This is a genomic window from Thermoleptolyngbya sp. M55_K2018_002 (assembly GCF_015295965.1).
GTDB lineage: Bacteria > Cyanobacteriota > Cyanobacteriia > Elainellales > Elainellaceae > Thermoleptolyngbya > Thermoleptolyngbya sichuanensis.
In genome coordinates, this window is the sequence record NZ_DVEA01000430.1 from 1 (window position 1) to 23,228 (window position 23,228).

At 56.8% G+C, this 23,228-nt stretch carries 21 protein-coding genes; 10 read left to right on the plus strand and 11 right to left on the minus strand.

From position 1 onward, the window contains the following. Both IGS51_RS21430 and IGS51_RS21435 read left to right on the plus strand, forming a co-directional pair. A partial coding sequence (locus IGS51_RS21430; protein ID WP_297080801.1) for an N-acetylmuramoyl-L-alanine amidase occupies positions 1-1,733 on the plus strand: 1,733 nt, incomplete at its 5' end. A 296-nt stretch (positions 1,734-2,029) separates the two neighbouring features. Continuing rightward, the gene (locus tag IGS51_RS21435; protein ID WP_297080803.1) at positions 2,030-3,472 is read left to right on the plus strand and encodes an AAA family ATPase; all 1,443 of its coding nucleotides are present in this window, start codon (positions 2,030-2,032) and stop codon (positions 3,470-3,472) included. Between the two features lie 109 nt (positions 3,473-3,581). On the opposite strand, the gene IGS51_RS21440 is transcribed toward IGS51_RS21435, so the two are convergent. The 4 genes from IGS51_RS21440 to IGS51_RS21455 form a co-directional block, all read right to left on the minus strand. Continuing rightward, positions 3,582-3,953 (minus strand): hypothetical protein, encoded by a 372-nt coding sequence (locus IGS51_RS21440; protein ID WP_297080805.1) that lies wholly within the window; start codon positions 3,951-3,953, stop codon positions 3,582-3,584. A gap of 207 nt (positions 3,954-4,160) precedes the next feature. Beyond that, the gene (locus IGS51_RS21445) at positions 4,161-4,850 is read right to left on the minus strand and encodes a HEAT repeat domain-containing protein (RefSeq protein WP_297080806.1); all 690 of its coding nucleotides are present in this window, start codon (positions 4,848-4,850) and stop codon (positions 4,161-4,163) included. A 69-nt stretch (positions 4,851-4,919) separates the two neighbouring features. Continuing rightward, positions 4,920-5,339 carry a hypothetical protein gene (locus IGS51_RS21450; protein WP_297080808.1) on the minus strand — a complete coding sequence of 140 codons (420 nt, stop codon included), beginning with the start codon at positions 5,337-5,339 and terminating at the stop codon, positions 4,920-4,922. Between the two features lie 383 nt (positions 5,340-5,722). After that, positions 5,723-6,298, minus strand: coding sequence for a dihydrofolate reductase family protein (locus IGS51_RS21455; protein ID WP_297080810.1), 576 nt, complete (start codon positions 6,296-6,298; stop codon positions 5,723-5,725). A gap of 352 nt (positions 6,299-6,650) precedes the next feature. On the opposite strand from IGS51_RS21455, the gene pta reads away from it, so the two are divergent. Continuing rightward, entirely contained in the window at positions 6,651-8,792 is a 2,142-nt protein-coding gene (gene pta / locus IGS51_RS21460; RefSeq protein WP_367279406.1) for a phosphate acetyltransferase, read from the plus strand. Between the two features lie 19 nt (positions 8,793-8,811). On the opposite strand, the gene IGS51_RS21465 is transcribed toward pta, so the two are convergent. After that, complete coding sequence (locus IGS51_RS21465) at positions 8,812-9,972, minus strand: MFS transporter (RefSeq protein ID WP_297080814.1); 1,161 nt, start codon at positions 9,970-9,972, stop codon at positions 8,812-8,814. A 168-nt stretch (positions 9,973-10,140) separates the two neighbouring features. Here IGS51_RS21465 and IGS51_RS21470 point away from each other — a divergent pair, with 168 nt between their 5' ends. Continuing rightward, positions 10,141-10,677 (plus strand): Chromate resistance protein ChrB, encoded by a 537-nt coding sequence (locus IGS51_RS21470; RefSeq protein ID WP_367279405.1) that lies wholly within the window; start codon positions 10,141-10,143, stop codon positions 10,675-10,677. Positions 10,678-10,709: 32 nt separating this feature from the next. Here the strand turns inward: IGS51_RS21470 and IGS51_RS21475 are convergent, their stop codons facing one another. From IGS51_RS21475 to IGS51_RS21485, 3 genes are all read right to left on the minus strand, one after another. Further along, positions 10,710-12,482: a putative 2-aminoethylphosphonate ABC transporter permease subunit gene (locus IGS51_RS21475; protein ID WP_297080818.1), complete on the minus strand. Its 1,773-nt coding sequence runs from the start codon at positions 12,480-12,482 to the stop codon at positions 10,710-10,712. A 3-nt stretch (positions 12,483-12,485) separates the two neighbouring features. Further along, complete coding sequence (locus tag IGS51_RS21480; RefSeq protein ID WP_367279407.1) at positions 12,486-13,616, minus strand: putative 2-aminoethylphosphonate ABC transporter ATP-binding protein; 1,131 nt, start codon at positions 13,614-13,616, stop codon at positions 12,486-12,488. 352 nt (positions 13,617-13,968) lie between these two features. Beyond that, positions 13,969-15,027, minus strand: a complete 1,059-nt coding sequence (locus IGS51_RS21485; protein WP_297080822.1) for a putative 2-aminoethylphosphonate ABC transporter substrate-binding protein — start codon at positions 15,025-15,027, stop codon at positions 13,969-13,971. A gap of 486 nt (positions 15,028-15,513) precedes the next feature. On the opposite strand from IGS51_RS21485, the gene IGS51_RS21490 reads away from it, so the two are divergent. The 5 genes from IGS51_RS21490 to IGS51_RS21510 all read left to right on the plus strand — a co-directional run bounded on the left by IGS51_RS21490 (position 15,514) and on the right by IGS51_RS21510 (position 18,777). Then, the gene (locus tag IGS51_RS21490) at positions 15,514-16,251 is read left to right on the plus strand and encodes an HAD family hydrolase (protein ID WP_297080824.1); all 738 of its coding nucleotides are present in this window, start codon (positions 15,514-15,516) and stop codon (positions 16,249-16,251) included. A 32-nt stretch (positions 16,252-16,283) separates the two neighbouring features. Further along, on the plus strand, positions 16,284-17,414 hold the full coding sequence (locus IGS51_RS21495) for a TIGR03364 family FAD-dependent oxidoreductase (RefSeq protein WP_297080826.1): 1,131 nt from the start codon (positions 16,284-16,286) through the stop codon (positions 17,412-17,414). A gap of 178 nt (positions 17,415-17,592) precedes the next feature. Beyond that, a complete protein-coding gene (locus IGS51_RS21500; RefSeq protein ID WP_172354028.1) occupies positions 17,593-17,784 on the plus strand; it encodes a hypothetical protein in 192 nt (63 codons plus the stop codon). Positions 17,785-17,905: 121 nt separating this feature from the next. Continuing rightward, complete coding sequence (locus tag IGS51_RS21505) at positions 17,906-18,079, plus strand: hypothetical protein (protein ID WP_297080830.1); 174 nt, start codon at positions 17,906-17,908, stop codon at positions 18,077-18,079. A 92-nt stretch (positions 18,080-18,171) separates the two neighbouring features. After that, a complete protein-coding gene (locus IGS51_RS21510; protein ID WP_297080832.1) occupies positions 18,172-18,777 on the plus strand; it encodes a hypothetical protein in 606 nt (201 codons plus the stop codon). Here IGS51_RS21510 and IGS51_RS21515 read toward each other — a convergent pair. Next, entirely contained in the window at positions 18,774-19,751 is a 978-nt protein-coding gene (locus IGS51_RS21515; RefSeq protein ID WP_297080835.1) for a cysteine synthase A, read from the minus strand. The genes IGS51_RS21510 and IGS51_RS21515 overlap by 4 nt on opposite strands. Positions 19,752-20,030: 279 nt before the next feature. Between IGS51_RS21515 and IGS51_RS21520 the strand changes: the two genes are divergently transcribed. Then, positions 20,031-20,825, plus strand: coding sequence for a Uma2 family endonuclease (locus IGS51_RS21520; RefSeq protein ID WP_297080837.1), 795 nt, complete (start codon positions 20,031-20,033; stop codon positions 20,823-20,825). Here the strand turns inward: IGS51_RS21520 and IGS51_RS21525 are convergent. Both IGS51_RS21525 and IGS51_RS21530 read right to left on the minus strand, forming a co-directional pair. Then, positions 20,822-21,091, minus strand: a complete 270-nt coding sequence (locus tag IGS51_RS21525) for a YciI family protein (RefSeq protein WP_277773324.1) — start codon at positions 21,089-21,091, stop codon at positions 20,822-20,824. The two genes, IGS51_RS21520 and IGS51_RS21525, sit on opposite strands and share 4 nt — an antisense overlap. Before the next feature lie 80 nt (positions 21,092-21,171). Beyond that, positions 21,172-22,899 carry an ABC transporter substrate-binding protein gene (locus IGS51_RS21530; RefSeq protein WP_367279408.1) on the minus strand — a complete coding sequence of 576 codons (1,728 nt, stop codon included), beginning with the start codon at positions 22,897-22,899 and terminating at the stop codon, positions 21,172-21,174. Positions 22,900-23,228 lie beyond the last annotated feature (329 nt).

Here is a 23,228-nt window from a genome sequence, read left to right on the forward strand (position 1 = left end):
ACGACGGCCACGAAACCACCGCCAGCCGCATTTTCCTGATTGGCACGGCGGCTCCCGGCGGCGAGGTGACGGTCAACGGGCAGCCCATCGAGCGCAGTCCAGCCGGCCACTTTGCCCCCAGTTTTCCGCTAGAACTGGGCGAAAACGTCTTCACGCTGCGGCGCGGTTCGGAGGTGGTGGTGATTCGCGTGGTGCGCGTGGCGGCGGGGGCAGCGGCTCCGGTGGGCGCTAGTTTTGCAGAGGGGTCGCTGTGGCCAGCGGTGGATGTGGCGCGGCGGCCAGGAGAGACCGTCTGCTTTGGGGCGATCGCCCCGCCCAATGCCACCGTTTCCGTCAGCCTTGCGGGGCAGACCATTCCCCTCGCGCCCCAGCCCAGCGCCGTGGATTTGCCGCCCAACTCCGCCGTGCTGACAGACTTGAACCAGCCCGCTGTGATGGAGGCTGCCCAGCGCTACCAGGGCTGCTTGCCGCTGAGCCAGCCGATCCTCACCTACGGCAACGCAATTTCCACCGGGGCCGTGCTGCCGAACCCGGCACAGACCGTCGCGCTGGGTCAGCCAGACTATCAACTCCAGCTTCGCGGCGAAACCCTGCGCCAGACGGCTCCCGGCAGCGTGTCGCTGTTGCCGCTGCTAAACCCGCCTGTGGTGCAGGTGGTCGCTGCATCGGGAACCGCCCGCACCGGCCCCAGCACCGACTATTCCCGCCTCACCCCCCTGCCCCAGGGCACGCGAGATGTAGTGACGGGGCGCGAGGGCGGCTGGCTGCGGCTGGGCTATGGCGCGTGGATTCGCGAGTCGGAAACCCAGCCCGTGCCCAATGCCGCGCCGCCCCAAACGCTGATTCGTGGCGTTCGCTCTCGCTTGGCTGGAGAATGGACGGAAATCGTGTTTCCGCTGCAAGCACCTGTGCCCGTGTCGCTGCATCAGGGCGATCGCACGGTGGCCCTCACCCTGCACCACACCATCGCCCAGACCGACACAATCTTCGTGCCGCGCGATCGCCTGATCCAGCGGTTCGACTGGCAGCAAATTTCGCCGACCCAAGTGCAATACACTGTGCTGCTCAACTCGCGCCACCAGTGGGGCTACAAGCTGCGCTATGAGGGCACTAGCCTGGTGCTGTCGCTGCGAAACCCGCCAGTGCTGTCGTCATCGCGGCGGCAACCGCTGACGGGACTGCGGATTTTTCTCGACCCCGGCCACGGTGGCCCGGATGACCTCGGCGCTCGCGGCCCCACGGGCTATCCCGAAAAAGACGTGGCGCTGATTGTGTCCAAACTGCTGCGCGATCGCCTGCAAGCGAGGGGCGCAACGGTGATCATGAGCCGCACCGAAGACATCGACCTCGGCCCCAACGAACGCGCCGCCATGATTGTGGAACAGGAGCCACACCTCGCCCTCAGCATTCATTACAACGCGCTGCCCGACGATGGCGACGCGATCAACACCGCAGGCATTGGCACGTTCTGGTATCAAAACCAGGCGCAAGACCTGGCGGAATTTCTGCATGATTATCTGGTGGAAACGCGCGATCGCCCTTCCTACGGGGTCTTTTGGAATAACCTCGCCTTGACGCGCCCCGCCGTTGCCCCATCCGTCCTGCTGGAACTAGGCTTTATGATCAATCCCTTTGAATTCGAGTGGATCGTCAATCCGCAGGAGCAGGAGCGCCTGGCCGATGCCCTGGCCGACGGCATCGAAGCATGGCTGCGGCAGACCACCCGCGAATAACCAGATTGATTCTCGATTAGTTCTCGATTAGTTCTTGATTTTGGATTTGCGATTTTGGATTTGCGATTTTAGATTGCCAGTCCAGCGCCTGTCAGCCTTCCAGCAACTTCATTAGCGCCACTCAATTAGCGCCACTCAGAAGAATTGGGCAATGTGACTCGGCAAAATTGCTGACAACTTTGTTTTAGCCTCGTTTCAGTCAAGTTTCTGTTTTTTTTTGTGGATCAGGCAGGATGCCCCGTGCCAAGATAGTCTGGATCGCAACGCTCATGGCTTGGCTTGGATGGAAATTCCCTATGGCAGTTTCAGACGAGTTTCATCAGCGCTGGTGTGCCTTGCTCGATCGGGTCGATGGCTGCAATTCTGAAAAAGCGCTGGAAACCGAAGTCATTCTGCCCATGCTAGAACTGCTGGGCTACCGGCCGCAGGATATTCTTCAGCAGGTTCCATTCGGCAAAAAGCGGGTTGATTTTTTACTCAGGGCGCAGCAATCTGCCCCCTATTGCCACTACCTGATTATCGAAGCGAAGTCGCCCAAGCAGGCGATCGCCCACAATAGCTGGCAACTACGGGATTATCTGCTCGCTTCGGGCAGCATTTTAGGACTGTTGACCAACGGCAAGCAGTTTCGCCTGCTCTACAACGATGGCGAGGCGGTTCACTCGCTCTGGAACTATAGCCGCGACTACCTCTACCAAAGCTATCGGGTGTTGGGGTCGCTGCTGTGGAAGCGAAACTGCGATCGCGTCATGGAGGCCTTTGGCAGCAGCCACCGCAAAATTCACGAACAGCTTGTGCGGGCGATCGCCCAACTGTCGCAAGACTCCCACGTCCTCTCAGTGCTGCCCATACAGCCCGATTTGTCCCCCCACACTCCACCCCGAAACGCTATGATCATCACCGTTTTCAACAACAAAGGCGGCGTTGGCAAAACCACCCTAACCATTAACCTGGCTGCGGCCCTAGCGCAACTGGGCAAGCGGGTGCTGCTGATTGACATCGACGCACAGGCAAACCTAACGACGGGCCTGGGAATCGACCCGCTAGAAGATGTGGAAAAAGTTGGTCGAAAAGACATTACCCATTTGCTCACCGAACCCCGGCTGGTGCTGGACGATGTGATTATGAAAAAGCGCTGGGGCAACGTGGTTTTAGATGTCGTGCCTTCCCACATCCGCCTCAGCAATATGGAGAATCAGTTGATTCAGATTGTGGACAGCGATCGCATTTTGGCCAAAAAGCTCAAAAGCCAGGATTATGACTTTGTGTTTATTGACCCGCCGCCCTCCTTTGGCAAGGTGAACCGCATTTCCCTGATGGCCTCTGGGGGCGTGCTAGTGCCGACTCAGCTTTCGCCCTATCCCATCCGGGCGCTGGAATTTGTGCTGGGGCAAATCGAAGAAGTCGGGCAGTTTCGCGAAACGCCGCTGCCCATCGTGGGCATTGCAGTCAGTATGCACGATCGCACCTCGCGGGCCTTTAATTTATCGATGGTCGAAGAGCTATACGGACGGCTGAATAAACTGCCTGGGGGCAACCAGGTGCAACTGTTTTCAGAAGCAACCTGGGTGCCCCGCCTCAATATCGTGTCCAAGTCTCAGAGCGAGGGCTGCCCGCTGTTTGCGGTGGAATCTCTGGACGGACTCAGCGCCCAAGACCGCACTGCTGCCGAGAATGCGCTTGCGTCCTTTGAGTCGCTGGCCCAAGAACTCCTGCAAAAGGTCGAAGCGGCGGCATAGCCTTCAGTCGCGGCATAGCCTTCAGTCACGGCATAGCCTTCAGTCACGGCATAGCCTCATGTCACAGATGAACAGACTCAGCGGCGTTGCTGAACAGATTTCCAATGACTCAGGAAGCGGCCAGGTGGGTCAACGTACCATCAGCCACAAACCAAGCCGTGCCAGTGCCTTCATAGATAGCAGCGAATGTGGCCCCTGAAGGACGGTGCGCGTCCACCGTGAGTTTTCCCTTGAGTCCGTATGCGGTTTCTTCGTATCCAGCCGTAGTCATCCGCAGGTTAACGTCATAGTAGTTGAAGTCTGGCATTTCCCTTGTAATGCTGCCTGGCGTTTTGGGGTGGAGAAACCAAACTGCGGAACCATGCACCCATTCTAGGCGGATGGGCTTCCCTGTTTCGGTGTCCCATTCAATCGTAAGCTGCTCCGCTGGACTGGGAAAACTGGCGTAATAGGCTTCATCGGTCGTAAACTTGGCGATCATACTTGTCCTCCATATCTCCATAAAAGTTGAGTAACGTGGGGCGGCTCATGGGTACAACATGAGTACGCATGAGTACGCATGAGTACGAAAGTTATTAGATAGTGAGTAGATGTGAGCAGATAGTGAGCAATTGGCTTGGTTAACGCAGAGGAGGTTTCCCATTGATGAACCGCCATTGATGAACCGCCATTGATGAACCGCCATTGATTAATCTCGATTGATTAAAGCGATGGCATCTTCAGCTTCCTGACTCACAGTCCACCATCCCTCCACAAAGGTCTTGTCGTTCTGAGCTAAGAATTGGAGCTTTGACAGGGCTTCCTTGCTTTTGAGACAGCCCGCAGCAAAGCAGGCCCAAAACCTAATGACAGCTTCCGAGTCGTCAAGTGCGGTCAATATTGCGTTCACTGCTTCCTGATGTAGAGTTAGTAACTCCTGAGAAAGTTGATTTCCCAGTCCTTCTAGGGCTTGCGCTCGAACAGAAGGAGCCTCACCCTGATGAGTTGCAACGTCAGTCAATACCCGAATCACTTGCGGGGTAATCTCGCTGTCTGATTGGAAAGAGAGAGCATACACAACACTTTCTCGCTGTGCCGGATCAAAACTCGTTTCAAGAATCGAGAGCAGGGGCCCTAAATGCCTCTGAGTCATGATTGAACTCAGGGATGCCGCTGCCTGCACCCATAATTCACTGCGTTGACCCGCTAACACATCGGCGAGCGCATCTGCATCTTGGTCATCTCCTATCTTGCCAAGTAGCCAACAAGCGGTCATTGCCTTGTCTAGGTCGAGGGTGTTGATCCAACCAGGCTGGCGAGTCGCAAGCCCCAAGGTTTCAAGAGCTTCGATGTCGCTGGCTGACTCTGGAAATAGTTGTTTGATGGATGCAAGATTCATAGACTGCCCGTGTGTTGCGTCTTGCTCTCTCAGCTTCCCCATCAGTCATACCTGAATCGCGCGATCGCGCTAACGCGGTACGGGGTATGCGTTGGCATCGACTCCCCAGGAATGTAGACGGCCAGTATTGCAGTTTCCAATCCAGCCTTCCGCGCCAATCAGCACACTCTGGGAACCACGGGCATAGTTGTTGCCCAAGAAAACATAATCTGATTCCCCTGCATTCAAGAAAGTAGTGCGACCCAATAAGCGGCGCTGACCGTCATTGGAGTACACCAGGTATCTCACGGCTGAACAGTGGGTTGACGGAGCCTTGAGCGTAACAGCATACTCTATCCCTGGCCCATCCGAGGTAAAGTTCAGCGTTGCCGTGCGGTCACAGAGTTGGCTAGTAGAGGTGCATTCAACCGTAAAGGTTTCAGCAGAGACAGCCGTAGCGAACCCCAAAACGCTCATAGCGCCAAGAGCAAAGGCCATAATGTGCTTCATAGGAAGTTACCTCAAAAATCAAAAGAACTGGTGAAATTGAGAAAATTAGGGAAACCGAGAAGCCAGAGCTGATCGATAAACCGTATCCCAAGAAAACCAAATACTTTGATTGGCTCGATCTCCAGCCTGGGATGACCTGACCAGCGCCACTCTTCAGCGGTTACGCACTTATCAGGCCATTCAGGCAACTTTACGCATCAATTTCCGAATCAATTCCGATCGATTCCAACAGGGGCGTGGCTGAACGCAGATAGCCGAACGCAGATAGCTGAACGCAGATATTGCTCACCCTGCGATAGGCAGACTACATCCCCATATATCCGAAAATATTTCCCTAGAGGAGAAGGCGGTCAGGACTCTTGTTTTCTCTCCGTTGGGAGCGACTAACCCTCATCGGCGCTTCGCTGCACTGCATAGCGCAGTTCGACAAAGGCTGTGCCATAGGTCGTTGCAGACACCAGCTTGAGCGGCGGCGTGGTGATTTGGCGTGGCAGTAGGGGCGCACCGCTGCCCAGCGTTACCGAGGCAATGGTCACGATAATTTCATCCAATAGCCCCTGGTCATAAAACTGCCCTGCCAGGTCGCCGCCGCCTACTACCCAGATGTTTTTGTCCTGGGCGATCGCCCGCATTTCCTCATACACCGGACGCACGTCGCCTTTCACAAAGCGAATATCCGCACCCGGAACGGTGGGCAGCGTGCGCGTGGTAAACACCCAAGCGGGCTGCGTGTAGCTCCAGGCGGGCTGCGCTGGGCTTGCGTTGGGATTGTCGGGGCTGTCGTGGTTGAGAATCCATTCGTAGGTGGTGGAACCCATAGCGATCGCCCCCACTTCTTGAATAAAGCTGGGATAGCTGCCGTCTTCTGGGTCGCCAAACTGAAACAGCCACTCCAAAGAATGGTTGGCATCGGCGATGTAGCCATCCAGGCTGGTTGCGGTGTAATACTGCGTTTTCATTGAGAATTCCTGACATTCCTGATCGAGACAAGCTGGGTGCGCCGTGCGTCGTGTCCAGGATTACCAAATCTTCTGGAAGCGCCTGCGTAGAATGTGGAGCAATCGCATTGGGTATTGGCTTTGGTGTCGATTCCCCATCAATAGGCTCCTACAAGAGGCTTCTACAGGGCCGCTGGAGATCTTTCAGCAGCGCTGGCTTGGCAACCCAAAATCGCCACTCTAGAATCCAAAATCTAAAATCCAGAATCTAAAATCTAAAATCCAAAATTAACAGTGTTCTATTCGGCTAGCGCTGATGTCATGTCTGCTGGCGATCGCCCCCCGCTCAAAATCTGCCCCTGCTCAAAATCTTATGCTTAAAAATCTCTACATTGCCGCAATCGAACCGGGCAACGGCAAGTCGCTGGTGCTGCTGGGGCTGATGGAACTGCTGTCGAAACGGGTGGGGCGGCTGGGCTTCTTTCGTCCGGTGATTCACGCGGGCGACACGCCAGACAACGATATTGACTTGGTGCGGAGTCGCTACGCCATTGCTGCGCCCTACAACTCGCAATATGCCCTCACCCATGAGGAAGCGCAGGCGCTATTAGCTACTGGCCGTACCGATACATTGCTGAAACGGGTGGTGGAAGCTTACAAAACGCTGGAGGCGCAGTGCGATTTCGTGGTGTGCGAAGGGGTGGACGCGACGGAAATCGGCTCTGCCTTTGTGGATGATTTTGACGCACAGGTGGCAAATTTGCTGGCGGCCCCGATCGCCCTAGTGTCGAGCGGCGAGGGCAAAACGCTAGAGGAACTGATCAGCGCAGTGCGGACGGAGCGGGAGGCGTTTTTGAACTACGGCTGTGCGATCGCCGCTACGTTCATCAACCGGATTGCGCCAGAGATGCGCGAGGAACTGGGCGATCGCCTCCAGGCTACATGGCAAACTGACGACCCCGTGTTCCTGCTGCCGGAAGAGCCGCGCATTACCAAACCCACGGTGGCCGAGGTGATGCACACCCTGGGCGGAGAACTCGTGATGGGCGACGAAAGCCAGCTTAACCGCGACGTGCTGGGCTATAAGGTGGCGGCGATGCAATTGCCCAATTTCTTGACCCATGTGCAGGAGGGGGCGCTGGTGATTGCGCCGGGCGATCGCGCGGATATCGTGCTGGGCTGTCTGACGACCATGTTTGCCGAAGACTATCCCAAAATTTCGGGCATCGCGCTGACGGGCGGGCTGGAACTGGCTCCGTCGGTGCGGGCGCTGCTGGACAGTTTTCGGCGATCGCCCCTGCCCATCTTCGCCGTCGCCACCGATACCTACGAAACGGCCACCCGCGCCAGCCAGGTTCGCGCCCAGCTCAACCCATTCAACGAGCGCAAAATCGCTGCCGCCCTGGGGCTGTTTGAATCGTCGGTGGATCTGTCCAGGCTGGAGGCCCGCATTGAGGTGGCCCGCTCGACGCGCATGACCCCACTGATGTTTGAATATGAACTGATCCAGCAGGCGAAGACGATGCGCCAGCGGATTGTACTGCCGGAGGGAACGGACGAGCGCATCCTGCGGGCCAGCGAAATCTTGCTGCAACGCAATGTGGTAGACGTGACGCTGCTGGGCAACCGGGGACAGATTCAGGAGGCGATCGCCGCCCTCGGACTCCATCTCGACGACGCAACGCTGATCGACCCGCTGGAATCCGACTGGCAGGAAGAATTTGCCCAGACCTACTACGACCTGCGGAAGCACAAGGGGATCACGCTGGAATTTGCCCACGACCTGATGCGCGATGTTAGCTACTTTGGCACGATGATGGTCTACAAAGGCCTGGCGGACGGCATGGTGTCGGGGGCGCTGCACACCACCGCCCACACGATCCGTCCCGCGCTGGAGTTTATCCGCACGCAGCCCGGTTGCTCCATCGTCTCCAGCGTCTTTCTCATGGGTCTGGAAGACCGGGTGCTGGTCTATGGCGACTGCGCCGTGAACCCCAACCCCAACCCGCAGCAGTTGGCCGACATTGCCATTAGCTCGGCGGAAACCGCTGCCTTGTTTGGCATCGAGCCGCTGGTGGCGATGCTGTCTTATTCCACAGGCGATTCGGGCAAGGGCGAAGATGTAGACAAGGTGCGGGAAGCCGTCCGCATTGCCCAAAGCCAGCGTCCCGACTTGCAAATTGAAGGGCCGATTCAATATGACGCGGCGGTGGATGCCAGCGTCGCCAAAACCAAGCTGCCCGATAGCAAGGTCGCAGGCCACGCAACGGTGTTTATCTTTCCTGACCTGAACACGGGCAACAATACGTACAAGGCCGTGCAGCGCTCTGCCAACGCCGTCGCCATTGGGCCCATCCTCCAGGGCTTGCGAAAACCCGTCAACGACCTCAGCCGGGGCTGTACTGTGCCCGATATTGTCAACACCGTCGCCATCACCGCAATTCAGGCGCAGCGGGTGCAGGCGGCGGCTGGCAGTGTGGAACCTGTGGGCGACTGGGTGGGGGCTGGCGTGTGAGAGAATGCATTGGCGGAAGTCAGGACGACCGCGCACCCCGGACAACAAAAAGTAGAACAGGCAGCGATAGAGCCTGAATCAGCACCGAAAAAATCACCAGGGCGGGCCGCGAGAAATCGTAGAGCGTGCCCATCAGGGCGCTGCCCGCAAACCACGCCAGCCCATAGCCTGTGTTGAAAATGCCGAAGGCCGAGCCGCGTCGCTGGGGCGGGACGATGCCCGCAACCGCCGCCTTCATGATGGATTCCTGTGCGCCCATGCCAATGCCCCACAGCACTATCCCCCAGATTGCCGTCTGGAAGCTGCCCAAAAGGACCAGCGGCGCGAACAGCAGCGACAGGGCGATCGCCAGCATCAGGCTGCCCAGCCCCACCCGGTCAAACCAGCGCCCAAACAGCAGCGCGGCGATCGCATCCACGCCCATCGCCAGCGCATAGAGCAGCGGAATCTGGCTGGTGGATTCCACGCCCGTCCGTTGCAGATGGAAGGCAATCAGCGGAAAGTCGGCATAGCCTGCCGCGACCAGGGCGATCGCCCCCAGATAAATCCAAAAGCGGCGCGGCAGCCCCTCCGTGTGCAAATCCGCCGGAGTCGGCGGCTCAAAGTCCCTCGGATTCGGATAAATCCGCTGCGTCACCAGCAGCACCAGCAGCCCCAGCACCGCCGGAATCACCAGAATCGCAAAGCCGCCGCGATAGCCATACTGCCAGGTCAGCATTGCCGCCACCATCAGCGGCCCGCCCACCGCCCCAATTTGATCCATCGCTTCGTGCAGCCCAAAGCCCAATCCCCGCCCGATCTGCATCGCGCCGTGGGACAGCAGCACATCTCGCGGCGGCGTGCGAACCGCCTTGCCTGTGCGTTCGGCAATCATCAGTCCGGCGGCGGCGGGCCAGGTGGTGGTCAGCGACAGCAGCGGTACGACGGCCGTGTTGATGCAGTAGCCCAGCGTGGTGATGCGCCAATATTGCCGAGTGCGATCGCTCAAATAGCCAATGACCAGCCGAAACCCGTAGCCAATCAGTTCGCCCAGCCCCGCCACCCAACCCACCACCGCACCGCTTGCACCCAGGCTGCCCAAATACGCGCCCGTGATGCTCCGTGCCCCTTCGTAGGTCGCATCCGCGCACAGACTCACCACTCCCAAACAAATTACGAACCAAAGTGCAGAGTTTTTCATGCCAAAGGATTGGTAGCAGGAGGATTTGTAGTAGACACTCTTCCAAGAGTTTCCAGGGAAGCAACTGCTTCTAGGGCATCATCAGGCAACAAGCAGATTAAGCAACACTTGTTGCATCAGAGTTTGACACGTCTTTAGGATAAATGCAACACCTGTTACAATAAACCCATGTCTGGTCAGTCCTGGAATCTGCTGATCTACCGTGTTCCCTCTCAGCCGTCCACGCAGAGGGTCTACGTCTGGCGAAAGTTAAAAGGGTGGGGAGGCTTATATCTCCAGCAATCGGTGTGCGTGCTGCCCCAGCGCCAAAATTTGCAGATACAACTAGAGACATTGACGATGGAAATTATCGACGGTGGCGGGGAGGCAGATCTGCTGACCGTCACGATTGAACAGGAGAAGCAAAACTCAAGACTGATTGAGCGATTTCAGCAGCAGGCGGAGGCCGAGTACGAGGAATTTCTGGGGCGCTGCCAGGACTTTCACAAAGAGCTAGAGCATGAGCGGCAAGAGCAGAATCTTACCTTTGCCGAACTCGATGAAAATGAAACAGAGCTAATTAAGCTGCGCTCATGGCTGCCAAAGATCCGCGAGCGAGACTTGTTTGATGCGGCTGGATATGCGACTGCGGTGGAGGCGCTAAAGCTCTGTGAGGAAGACTTTCAGCGATTCAGCCAGCAAGTTTACGAGGCTCAAGATTTGTAGCCTGCTCTCGCCTGGAGTTATCTCGCCTGGAGTTATCTTGCCTGCGATCGCCAGGCCTGGGTTCGGATTTGCAGGCCGCGTGTCAAAAACCAGTACAGCAGGCGCACGCCGATACTGGTGACCACGATGAGGGTAGACATGGCCGCAGCGGGTGCAATGTCTCCAGCATCATCCATGTTGATAATGGCCACGGCCGCCAGCGGCAACGTGGGCGGATAGAGAAAAACGATGGCAGAAATCGTCACCATCGCATTCACAAAAAAGTAAATGCCGATGTCTAAAATGGCTGGAACGCAGAGCGGCAGCGTGACGCGCCAAAAGGTTTTGTAAAATGGCACCCGCATGGACGCAGACACCGCCTCAAACTCTGGATCAATCTGTTTCAGGGCAGTGGTGGCCGTCAGAAAGCAAACGGTGAAAAAGTGGATCACATTGCATAACACCAGAATCGCCATTGTGCCGTAGAGCCAGTTCAGCGGGTTTCTGATTGCCAGTCCGCCAATATTCCAGGTGGGATTGTTGAAGAAAAACACGTAGGCCAAGCCCAGCACCAATCCGGGCAGCGCTAGGGGAATCGTCGCCAGGAAATAGTTGGACAGGCGCAGGCCCTTAAGTCCTTTGCCCTTTTCGACAAGGTAGGCGATCGCAAAGACAGCAGCAGTCCCAAAAATCGCCGTATAGAGCGACATGCGAATGCTGTTCCAGTAGGCGGCGTAGCCCCCACCCCCGACTGCATTGAAGTTATAGTGCCGCAGCGTTGGCTCAAAGTTGTAGGGCCAGACCTTGACAATCGAAGCCAGGACGATTGCCGCAAACACCAGCAGCACAAAGCAGGCGATCGCCCCACAAATCGCAAACATCAGCCAATCGAGGGCAGGCTTGGGCTTGGGCTGATAGGGCACCGACTTGGCGCTGACCATTGCCGTCTGGCGGCGCTGCACGATGCGGTCGAGGATAAATGCTAAAACCGTTGGCAGCAAAAGAAAAACGCTGATGGTTGCGCCCATCGAAAAGTTTTGCTGCCCAATCACCTGCTTGTAGATGTCGGTCGCTAGCACGTTGAAGTTGCCGCCCACCACCTTGGGCACGCCAAAGTCGGTAAAGGCCAGGGTAAAACAGACAAAAATGGCGCTCATCAGCCCATACTTGACGCTGGGCAGCGTTACCGTCAAAAACGTCCGCAGCGGCGGCGTTCTCATCACGTCGGCGGCTTCATAAAGGCGAGCATCGGTGAGGCTGAGGGCGGTCGCCAGAATCACGACTGCCTGCGGGAAGCAGTAGAGCGCTTCGCCCAAGGTAATGCCAACGGGGCCGTAGAGGCCGATATCAAACGGCGGCAACAGCCCAAAGAATCCAGTCGTAAACAGGCCCTTATTGCCAAACAGGTAAATTAGCCCAATCGCATGGGCCAGCGGCGGAATGAACAGCGGCAAAGTACCGAGAATGCGAAAGATCCCTTTGCCGCGCATGGCGGTGCGCGTCAGCGCGTAGGCATAGAGGAATCCCAAAATGACGGATAGGAGCGTACTGGCGATCGCCACTGAGAGGGTATTTGTGAACGACACCAGCAGCGAGGGCGTGGTCAGGTAGCGAACGTAGTTGGCCCAGCCCACCCAGTTGCCCTCTGTGTCCTGAAAACTCCGCTGGATCATCGGCACCAGCGGCAGCACCACGCCCGCCAGCAGAAATAACGTGGCGATCGCCAGCATCAGCCGCATGATCCAGTCTTCGCGGGTGATAACGTGGCGCACCTGTGGGGGAAAGAGGCGATCGCGCAGAGAGGAGGAAGCAGGAGATGTCGTCATGGTTCAGGCTCTCACGGGTTCCTGGGCAAAGACTTGAATGCAGTCGGGCGGCAATTGCGCCACCAGTGCTGCCCCCACTTGCAAATCCAGCAGTTCCGCCGCATCAGCAGGCAGTTCGCTGGTGATCAGATCCTTGGCATCGCCTTCCAGTCGCATCCCAATTCGATAGCCAGACCCCAGAAACTCCACTTCCTCTAGCTCCGCCACAATTACATTCGGCAGGCTGCTGTCAAAGGCATCCTTTTGCGGCAGGATTTTTACATTCTCTGGACGGATTGCAATCTGCACTGGCGTATTCACGTCAAACTCATTGCGAGGTGCATCGAGCAAGAGATTGCCGCAGCGGACTTGTCCAGAAGAAGCTACCACGCCCCGCAAAAAGTTCATCACCCCGATGAAGTTGGCTACGAACGGGGTTGTGGGGCGCTGATAAATGCTGTGGGGTGTACCAACCTGAGCAATGTAGCCCCTGTCCATCACCACGGCGCGATCGGCCATGGCCAGCGCCTCCGCTTGGTCGTGCGTCACCATAATGGTGGTAATTCCCAACCGCTTTTGCAATTGCGCGATCTCTGTCCGCAGTCGCACCCGCACCTGGGCATCCAGCGCCGACAGCGGCTCATCCAGCAGCAGCAGTCCGGGAGACAGGGCCAGCGCCCGCGCCAGCGCCACCCGCTGCTGTTGCCCGCCCGAAAGCTGGGCTGGATACTTGGCTCCAAATCCCGCTAAGCCAACGGTTTCCAGCAGTTCTGCAACGCGAGCATCAATTTGCGCCTTGGGCATCTTGGCGTTTTGCAGTCCGTAGGCGATGTTCTGCGCCGCTGTCAGGTTGGGAAACAGCGCGTAGGATTGGAACACGATGCCAAAGTCTCGCTTGGCAGGCGGCAAGCTTGAAACGTCTCGCCCTGCTTGAATCACACGCCCGCTGGTCTGTTGCTCTAGCCCCGCAATAATCCGCAGCAGCGTGGTCTTGCCGCAGCCGCTCGGCCCCAGCAAACAGACAAACTCGCCCGGATACACATCCAGGTAAATGTCTCGCAGCGCCACAAAGCTGCCGAAGCGCTTGTGAACATTCTCAATTTGCAGGTAAGGAGTTTCCAGAGCGCGATCGCCCTCGGGGTAGGCAACGGGCATCCTCACCGACGCAGATGAACTGGCTGGAGAAACTGGACGAGCCGTTGCTGGCGGATCAGGCGAGTAAGTCATGATTCTAAAAAATCTAAAAAATTAAGATAAGGCTCACAATGAAGCTCGAAAAATGCTCAGAACAGGAAAAGAGGATGAACCGATCTGCAAGCCAAAGAAACCGATTCATCCTCTGAGTGATCTCTGGACATTCCGTAGGAATCAGTGAGCGAATTCCTGGAGTTACTTCACTGCGTTACTGACCGAGCAACAAGGGCGATCGCTCTCACTCCAGCCCATGTCTCAGACTTGCTCCAGTTTTGCTCCAGTTTTGTTCCAGTCTCTATTCGCACTCACGTTCCTACTTGGGCTCCGATTTGCTGTCGTAGCGCTTTGTCCACTCGGCTAAAATCGCATCCCGGTTCTTGGCTGCCCAGTTAAAGTCATTCTTGATCAGTTGCTTGGTGGGATCAGCCGGGTATCCTTCAGGAATCGGTACATCCGTCTTTATCGCAGTCACCGGAAAGTTCTTGGCATACTCGACCATAATCTCCGGAGAAATCGCCCAATCCAGGAACGCTTTCGCTCCGGGCTTGATATTCGCCTTCTTCACTAGCGCATTCGCCTCAATATCCCACCCCGATCCTTCAGTTGGAAACACCGCAGCGATCGGCTCCCCGTCGTTTTTCTGCTTCACAGCCCGATAGTCAAAGGAAATGCCGATGGGATACTCGCCTGCGCCCGCCATCTTGCAGGGCTTGGAGCCAGAGTGGACATATTGAGCCACGTTCTGATGCAGCGCATCGAGATACTTCCAGCCCTGCTCTTCCCCCATCATTTGCAAAATAGCCGATACCGACAGGAAGCCCGTCCCCGAAGAGGCCGGGTTCGACATCACAATCATGCCTTTGTATTCAGGCTTGGTGAGATCTGCCCAAGAGGTCGGCACGGGCACACCCTTTTGCTCCAGTTCTACCGTGTTGGCACAGAAGGCGCTCATCCAGGCATCAATCCCGACCCAAGTCGGCGGGTTCCGGTCATCGCGAAACTGGGGCTGTACAGCTTCTAAGCCTGCCGGAGCATAGGGTTCCAGCATTCCCTGCTGATCAGCTACCAGCAGACTCGACACCGCCGTTCCCCACACGACATCGGCCTGGGGATTGTCTTTTTCGGCCAGCAGTTTAGCGGTGATGATTCCCGTAGAGTCGCGTACTTTATTCACTTTGATATTGGGATGAGACTTTTCAAACATAGGAATATATTCCGCAAGCTGGTCATCTTCCAGCGCGGTATACACCGTAATTGTTTCCGAACCCCCAGCTACAGTCGCTGAACCCGTCCCAGTGCCCGTTCCAGGGTTTGTGGTTACAGGGCCAGAGGTGCAGGCAGCCACCACGATGGCCAACCCAAACGCTGCCATAAATCCAGTCAAAAAGCGTGACCTACGCTTCCCAATCCATTTCTCAAGCATTGTAATAATCCATCGTTCAATGTAATTGCCGAACCAAGCTTAAAAGCGTCAGGACAGCCGAATTAGAACCGAAAACCAGAGCAGTGAGAAAATTTAAAGAAACGTGAAGACCGGGTACATAAAAAACCTTATACACCTATCTCTTTTGGATATTTAGCAGGCATTCAGAACAAGCCTGTCGGTTGCTCAGCAAAAGTTGAAATAGTAGAATGCAGATATACATGCTCTGACGGTACTATCAGCAATCTAAGAAGAGTTCAAGGAAAGATTAAGGCTGGATTATTTCATAATTCTCAAGATTTAAGCGCTGCTACCCTGTAAGAAATTTCGATATAGTAGCTACGGCTTGGGGGACTCGTCATAGTTCAAGCTTGAGTCAGTTCGCGCTGTCTGGTTTGTTCCAAGCTATCATTCAACCTACGCAGGAAAATTGCTGTGTCTAGTATTCAGCTTGTTGTGTTCGACATGGCGGGCACAACGGTTAAGGATGAGCAAGAAGTTGAGAAGTGCTTCTTTCTGGCAGCCGAACAAACCGGACTGGAAGCAACGACTGACCAGATTGTGTCCATGATGGGATGGGCAAAAAAACGAGTTTTTCAAACCCTTTGGGAAGCCCAACTTGGTGCAGGTCATCCAGATTTATCCGAACAGATTGATGTGTCCTACGCTGCATTTTGCTCGGTACTGGAGGAGCATTATCAAACCCATCCTGTTTCGCCTACAGAGGGTTGTTTGGCGATGTTCTCCTATTTGCAGAACCAGGGAGTTGCGATCGCCCTCAACACAGGTTTTTATCGAAAAGTAACGGACATCATCCTAAATCGTTTGGGTTGGGACGTGGGGCTAAATTCGGACTATGTGGGTGGCCCCAACTCCATCATTCAAGCCTCCGTTACGCCATCAGAAATTTACAACCAGGAGGGCAGACCTGCGCCCTACATGATTCAGAAAGCGATGTATAAATTAGGCGTTAAAGACCCCCAGGCGGTGGTGGTGATTGGGGATACGCCGTCTGATTTGGCCGCTGGAATCAATGCTCATGCGTGCCTGTCTCTGGGGGTTACCAACGGAACCCACGAGCGATCGCAACTGGCGGCTTATCCCAATGACGGACTGCTGGATTCGCTGATGGAGCTAAAGGGAGTCTTAGTGAGTTTGGAAGCGTCGTCGTGAACGTCCCCCAAAGACAAAATTGATGAATAAAAATGAGTAAAGTAGAGGTCATTGTTGTCGGGGCGGGGATAGTGGGGCTGGCCCACGCGCTGGCAGCCGCAAAGCGCGGTCGGCAGGTGGTGGTGTTTGAACGAAATACGCGGGCGATCGGCGCGTCGATTCGCAACTTTGGCATGGTGTGGCCGATTGGGCAACCCCAGGGAGCGCTGTATGCGCGGGCGCTAAAGTCACGTCAGATTTGGCTGGAAGCAGCGAAGGGCGCTGGATTTGGCATTGAGGAATGCGGGTCGCTGCACCTGGCCTATCGGGCCGATGAGCTGGCGGTGCTGGAGGAATTTGTCGCGGCAAACCGCGCCGCCGATTCCATCCAACTGCTCACGGCAGACGAAGTGGCCCAAAAAAGTGCGGCGGCAGTGACGGAGGGGCTGTTGGGGGCACTGTGGAGCGCGACAGAGATGACGGTTGACCCGCGAGAGGCGATCGCCCAACTGCCGGATTACTTGGCAGCCAAGTATGGGGTGGAGTTTCGGTTTGGGGAAGCGGTGACGGCGATCGCCCATCCCCAGGTGCTAGCAGGCGGCAAACCCTGGAGCGCGGAGGAAATTTTCGTCTGTAGCGGCGCTGATTTTGAAATGCTCTATCCTGACCTGTATGCTGCCAGTGGACTGACCAAGGTCAAGCTGCAAATGATGCGAACCGGGCCACAGCCCAACGGCTGGCGAATTGGGCCATCCCTCTGCGCCGGACTGACGCTGACCCACTATGCTGCCTTTGCCGACTGTCCATCGCTGCCCGCCCTGAAACAGCGCATCGCCACAGAAACGCCCTTTTTTCCCAAGTGGGGCATTCACGTCATGATGTCGCAGAATCGTGCCGGCGAACTGGTGCTGGGCGATTCCCACGAATACGGTCTGTCGCCCGATCCGTTTGACCGTGCCGAGGTGAATCAGGCCGTGCTGGAATATCTGCGAGGCTTTGCCCGCGCTCCCAGTTTTGCGATTGCCGAAACCTGGCACGGGATCTACGCCAAACTGCCAGGGCAGGTGCATTGGATTCAGCATCCCGAACCGGGTGTGACGGTGGTGAATGCGCTGAGTGGCGCGGGCATGACGCTTTCCTTTGGGCTGGCAGAAGAGGTGCTAGATCGGCAGGTCTTGGTCTAATCCAGCGCGGGCGATCGCCCCACTCCTTTCCTATCCTGCCTGCTCTGCGGCTTCCCTAAAACCAAGAGATGCCAACTTCTCCCCAGCAGGGTCGATCCCGTGTCAAAATAGACCATCGTACCCGGCCCTTCGTGCCCTGCTGCTTGACACACCGCCCTGCCCTAATGGAGTTTCACCCGTGGGTCGTTCTCCCAACTTAGCCATCACTATCTTTCTGTACGTCGCTGGCATTTTGCTGGTCATGATGGCAATCTTGCTGTTGCTGCAATCCTTCGGTCTGCTGACGGAAATCCCCAGAGAAGCGGTCTACGCGCTGGTGCTGCTGGCGATCGGGTCGGGCATCTTGGCGGGCGTTCGCAGGCGCGGCTAAGCTATCACTATCCTGTCGTTCGCCTGTGGAGAACAGGGGGCAAGAATGGAGCGAATCTGGGGCGAACCCTGAGGCGAACCCTGGGGCAAACTGCTGAGGCAAACTGCTGGGGCAAACTGCGATGAAGCCAACGACTGCGGCGTTTCTAATTCTCTTGGGCATTACGGTCACGGTCTGGGTGATGCGCGGGCTGGGCGTTCTCACGTTTATTCCCGGCGGGCTGCTGTGGATCTTGCTGCTGGCCACGGTTGGCGCAGGCGTAGTGGATATTGTGCAAAAAACTCGCCGCTGGTAGGTCAAGCTGCCTGGAAGTCCGACCTGTTCTGCTGTAGTTCTAGATCAAGACGCTGGCGCTGGCTGCTGCATGTCTAGAAGCAGGTTCAGGGGATGAAAATTCAGCTTTTGGTTTTATTCACAGGCGCGCTGCTGGGTGCAGGGATGTCCCTGGCGCTGCCACGCTCTGGGCCAACCAATCTGGCATCAGAAACCAATCTGGCATCAGAACTGGGAGCTACGCCTTGCCCTGACATCGCCGAAGTGCACGCCTCAGGCAGCCTGCGGACGCTGGAACTGCCACAGTTTGGTGTGGCGATCGCCATTCCAGAGAACTTCAGAACCCGCACGCTGCCCGACGGCACGGTAGAAGTCCTCGACCCTGGAACCTTTGAGGTGCTGCGTTGTGTGGAACAGGGGGGACGGGCGATCGCCCCTCGCGGCATTTATTCCTTCCGCATCCGCAGCCTGCCCAATCCAGCGAACCTCGCACTTCCGGACTTTCTCCGGCAGCAGGGCGAAGCAGATCCCAGCGCCCAACCAGGCAATTTGGACGCAATTCCGGTTCTGATTACTCGCCCCGAACCGGGCTACACAGTTCGCGCCTGGTTCAGGTCTCCAGACTCGCAAACCGTGATCGTACTAGCCGAAAGCTGCGACTGTGAACTGGAATACGACGACATGCGTCTTTGGCTCCAGCGCACCCACCTGCTACCCTAGCTGGCAATCAGCAAGCCCTTACTTGCCAGCCATTCGCGGTTATACAGACGCGACTGATAGCGGGCCCCACCGTCACACAGCACCGTCACAATCGTATGCCCCGGCCCCATCTGCTTGGCTAGGGCTACCGCCGCTCCCACATTAATGCCGACTGAACCGCCCATAAACAGCCCGTCTTTGTGCAAAAGCTGATAGACCACGCGCAGCACTTCATGGTCGTCAATGCGGATCGCGTCATCCACTGGCGCACCCTCCAGGTTGGCCGTCACGCGGCTCGTGCCAATCCCTTCCGTAATCGAGCTGCCTTCGATCTTGAGCTCTCCCGTTTTGAAATAGTTGTACAACGCGCTGCCCATCGGGTCAGCCAGCACGCAGCGGATATTGGGGTTCTTTTCTTTGAAGAACATCGCGGCTCCGGCGTAGGTGCCGCCTGTGCCCGTCGCCGCTACCCAGGCATCGATCTTGCCGTCTGTTTGCATCCAGATTTCGGGCCCGGTGGTTTCGTAATGCGCCCGCCGGTTGGCCAGGTTGTCGAACTGGTTCGCCCAGATGGCATTCTCTGTTTCTTCGGCAATCCGCCCCGACAGCTTCACGTAGTTGTTTGGATCGCGATAGGGCACAGCGGGCACCGGACGCACTTCTGCTCCCAATGTCCGCAGCAGCTCCATTTTTTCTTGCGACTGGGTTTCGGGAATGATGATCAGGCACTTGTAGCCTTTGGCATTGCAGATGTGGGCCAGCCCGATGCCCGTGTTGCCTGCTGTCCCTTCTACCACCGTCCCACCCGGTTTCAAACGCCCCTGCTGTTCGGCATCCTGGATGATGTATAACGCCGCCCGATCTTTCACAGAGCCGCCGGGGTTGAGAAATTCTGCCTTGCCCAAAATTTCGCAGCCCGTTTCTTCGCAAAAGCTGTGCAGGCGAATCAGGGGCGTATTCCCAATCGTGCCGATAAATCCGCTCTTAATATCCATGCCGCTGTGTCGTGAAGTCCTCCCAGCATTCTAGAGCTTGGGGTGAATTGGGGGAAACCGATCGATGGGGGTTCTGGCTGGCTTCAGGCTGCTTTTAGGGCGATCGCCCCCCGCCTGCTAGTCTAGTTTTATCCTTCTCTGGTCAGGACTTACGCAGTTGGACAATTTTTCGCAGGCGCAGCCCGCAAAAATTGTCCAAAACCCAAAGAGCTTATCGCAAGTGCGTCAGTCCTCTCTGGTCTTATCGCTCTCTACTCTACAGCCTTGGGGTCAGCGCAAATGGTGACTCAACCGCTCCAAACCCAGCCTGCTCTGCCACCGGAAACCGCTCCATCGCCCCCCCCGGTGGTCTATCCCAGTTCCGACGGTAAACCCTTGGCCGAAACTTATATTCACCTATACGCCATTATCGTGACCCTGGAAGTGCTAAAACAGTACCTCAAAGGGCAGCGGGCAACGGTGCTGGCAGATCAGTTTTTGTATTACGCCCAGGGGTTTCCCCGCCTGCGGGTGGCTCCAGACGTGATGGTGATCCAAAACGTAGAGCCAGGCGGACGCGACAGCTACAAAATTTGGGAAGAGGGCGAAGTGCCTGCGGTGATTTTTGAGATGACCTCATCCAGCACGGCCCGGCACGACGAAACCTTCAAATACACGCTGTATGAGCAGTTGGGCGTGCAGGAATATTGGCTGTTTGACCCCAAGGGCGAATGGATTCCTGAACAACTGCGCGGCTATCGGCTGCACCGTGAGGTGTATGAGCCGATTACCGACGGGCGCAGCGCCGTGCTGAACCTGCGGCTGCACCCTGATGGGGAACTCATTGCCTTTTATCGGGAAGACACGGGCGAAAAGCTGCTGATTCCTGATGAACTGTGGGACTTGGTGGAGCAGGAACGGCAGCGAGTCGAGGCAGAGCGGCAGCGGGCAGATGCAGCAGAGCGATCGCGCTACGAGGCCATTCCCAAGCTGCAAGCCCTCGGCCTCAGCGCCCAACAAATCGCCGAAGCCTTAAGCCTGCCGCTGGCAGAGGTTGAGCAGTGCATGGCTCAGGCAAACGAGCCGGCCGATTAAAACGCCTGAATCCATTCCTTCAGGTGATATTCCGTCCAGATACCCGCGCTCCAGTAGGGGTCTTCTTCGACCAGCGTGCGGGCAGCGGCCTCGTCGGGCGCGTCGTACACGCCAAACACCATCGTCAGGTCTTGGGTGGGGCCAAGGGTGACGACGGAGCCTGCGGCTTTAAGCTGAGCGAGACGATCGAGGTGGGCCTGGCGATAGGGGGCGCGTTTTTCGACGACGTTTTCACAGTAGCTGCCCCACATGACGTATTTCGGCATTTTTGCAGTTGAGAGCTATAAGCTATATCAGTTTTCGATCTTCAATCTTCGATCTTCAATTTTCAATCTTCCCCCCCGGCTTACTCCGGGCTGATTTTTCGCAGCTCGTAAATGTTCCAGAGCGCACCGCCCAGCGCAGAAAATTTTACCCCGTCTACGGTGTTTCTCACCGCCGACAGCGACAGCGCATTCACCAAGTGAATAAACGGCAGGTATTCCTGTGCAAGGCGCTGCGTTTCGGCATAGATGGCTTTGCGTTTTTCGTCGTCCAACTGCTGGCTACCTTCGATATAGAGGTCACTGATCCGCTGCTCCCAATCAGCGATGACGCGCCCTTCGATGGGGTCTTGTCCGCGCAGTGCCCCCTGATTAAAAGCGTGTAGCGTCCCGTCAACTGACCACACATTGCGGCTGCCGTCTGGCTCCACGCCCGCGCCCGAAAAGCCCAGAATATGCGCTTCCCAATCCAGCGTGTCGGAAAGCTTGCCGACCAGCGTGTTAAAAGCAATCGGCTGAAAATCCACCGTCATACCCAGCTTGTCCAAGTCTTGCTTGACTTGGGCCCCCATGCTTTCGCGGATCTTATTGCCTGCGTTGGTGATGAGGGTGAACCGAACCAGGTTGCCGTCGGCATCGGTCAGCCGCCCTTGGGCATTGGTGCGAAAGCCCGCCTGCTGGAGCAGTTCCTTTGCTTTGTCGAGGTTGTAGTCATAAACGGGCAAGCCTTCCTCTGGCGATAAGTGATAGGGGCTTTGCTTGTTAATGGGCGAGTCTTGGGGCACGCCAACACCTTGGTAAATGTTGTTGATCATGCGCTGGCGATCGAGCGCGTAGGCGACGGCCTGGCGAAACTCCACGCTGTTGAACCAGCGGGATTTGATGGGATCTACCAGGGGTCTGCCATTGCGGCTGCCCTGGTTGAGGTTGAAGGCCAGGAACGTCGTCGTCAGCGCCGGGCCGCCGTTATAGATGGTGAAGTTGCCGCGTTCTTCCTCGCGCTTCAGCAGAGCAAAATAGTCCGGCGCGACCCCCAGCACATCCAGCCCGCCGGAACGAAACTGGATTAGCGCCGTGTCGGTCGAACCTGCAATCTGCATGATGTATTGCTCGATGTAGGGCTGGGGGTTGCCCTGCGCGTCTTTGCGCCAGTAGTGGGGGTTGCGTTCCAGCGTAATCCGCTCGGCGGGCTGATAGCTTCTAAGGCGATAGGGGCCACTGCCGATTAATTCTGATGGTGGTGTGTCAGTGCCCCAAACGGAGAGAAACCGGGGCTTGCCGTCAGATCCGGTGGAGAACACGTAATCCGCTAGGGCATGTTTGGGCAGAATCGGCACCCCTCCAGCAAAGCGGAGCAGCGGGGCGAAGGGCTCCGGTGAGGCAAACTCGACCTGGCGATCGCCCACTTTCGTCACCGTGGGAAACTTGCCCTCTGTGCCAATTCGCAAGATGTCGCTCTCGCTGCTGGGAATATCTGGGTTGAAGTAGATGTCGTTGAAGCTGAACAGCACATCATCTACCGTCAGCGGTTCGCCATCAGACCATTTCAGCCCGTCGCGCAGGGTAAACGTAATGCGTTGCTGATCGTCAGAAATTTCCCACGACTCGGCTAGCTCCGGCTCTAGCTCACCTGTTTGTCCGTTTTGCGACAGCAGTCCATTAAACATCAACCCCAGCGACGGGTTGACCTCGTTACTCATAGGGGGGTTAAACGTTTTGGGATCGCTCAGTTCTGCTAGCACGATGCGCGGCACCTGGGCTGCCTGGGTGGTGAACTGCGTCGGGTTGCAGCCTGTGAGCGCGATCGCCATGACCAGCAGCACGCCCAGAGACAGCACTGCCCAGCGCAGCCTGGGGGCCACCGTCCAAGTAGGACTCTGGTGAAAGCCTGTGCGCCCAGAGCGCCATCCGCGCCGCCGACCTATGAGCCGTGAGAAAAGCCTGAAAATCATGATTCGCATGGAAGAATACGGGAGCGACCTGCAATAGTCATACCATAGCGAACTGGAGGGGCTGGCCTGACGGGGCGACCTGAGGAGGGACTGAAGCCCCTGGCTAGGGAACGGCGTGGCTTCGATAGTCGATTATTCATTCGATCCTTCGATTGACTGTGGATAGTGCGGATGTTTTAGTTATATAG

Bases quoted from the DNA above. Each gene is read 5' to 3' on its own strand.
- IGS51_RS21440 (WP_297080805.1), bottom strand. From the start codon at position 3,953: ATGATCGCCAAGTTTACGACCGATGAAGCCTATTACGCCAGTTTTCCC.
- IGS51_RS21475 (WP_297080818.1), bottom strand. From the start codon at position 12,482: ATGACGACATCTCCTGCTTCCTCCTCTCTGCGCGATCGCCTCTTTCCC.
- IGS51_RS21495 (WP_297080826.1), top strand. From the start codon at position 16,284: ATGAGTAAAGTAGAGGTCATTGTTGTCGGGGCGGGGATAGTGGGGCTG.
- IGS51_RS21450 (WP_297080808.1), bottom strand. From the start codon at position 5,339: ATGAAGCACATTATGGCCTTTGCTCTTGGCGCTATGAGCGTTTTGGGG.
- IGS51_RS21465 (WP_297080814.1), bottom strand. From the start codon at position 9,972: ATGAAAAACTCTGCACTTTGGTTCGTAATTTGTTTGGGAGTGGTGAGT.
- IGS51_RS21520 (WP_297080837.1), top strand. From the start codon at position 20,031: ATGGTGACTCAACCGCTCCAAACCCAGCCTGCTCTGCCACCGGAAACC.
- IGS51_RS21485 (WP_297080822.1), bottom strand. From the start codon at position 15,027: ATGGCAGCGTTTGGGTTGGCCATCGTGGTGGCTGCCTGCACCTCTGGC.
- IGS51_RS21445 (WP_297080806.1), bottom strand. From the start codon at position 4,850: ATGAATCTTGCATCCATCAAACAACTATTTCCAGAGTCAGCCAGCGAC.
- IGS51_RS21525 (WP_277773324.1), bottom strand. From the start codon at position 21,091: ATGCCGAAATACGTCATGTGGGGCAGCTACTGTGAAAACGTCGTCGAA.
- IGS51_RS21530 (WP_367279408.1), bottom strand. From the start codon at position 22,899: ATGGCGATCGCGCTCACAGGCTGCAACCCGACGCAGTTCACCACCCAG.
- IGS51_RS21480 (WP_367279407.1), bottom strand. From the start codon at position 13,616: ATGCCCGTTGCCTACCCCGAGGGCGATCGCGCTCTGGAAACTCCTTAC.
- IGS51_RS21510 (WP_297080832.1), top strand. From the start codon at position 18,172: ATGAAAATTCAGCTTTTGGTTTTATTCACAGGCGCGCTGCTGGGTGCA.
- IGS51_RS21455 (WP_297080810.1), bottom strand. From the start codon at position 6,298: ATGAAAACGCAGTATTACACCGCAACCAGCCTGGATGGCTACATCGCC.
- IGS51_RS21515 (WP_297080835.1), bottom strand. From the start codon at position 19,751: ATGGATATTAAGAGCGGATTTATCGGCACGATTGGGAATACGCCCCTG.
- IGS51_RS21435 (WP_297080803.1), top strand. From the start codon at position 2,030: ATGGCAGTTTCAGACGAGTTTCATCAGCGCTGGTGTGCCTTGCTCGAT.
- pta (WP_367279406.1), top strand. From the start codon at position 6,651: ATGCTTAAAAATCTCTACATTGCCGCAATCGAACCGGGCAACGGCAAG.
- IGS51_RS21505 (WP_297080830.1), top strand. From the start codon at position 17,906: ATGAAGCCAACGACTGCGGCGTTTCTAATTCTCTTGGGCATTACGGTC.
- IGS51_RS21470 (WP_367279405.1), top strand. From the start codon at position 10,141: ATGTCTGGTCAGTCCTGGAATCTGCTGATCTACCGTGTTCCCTCTCAG.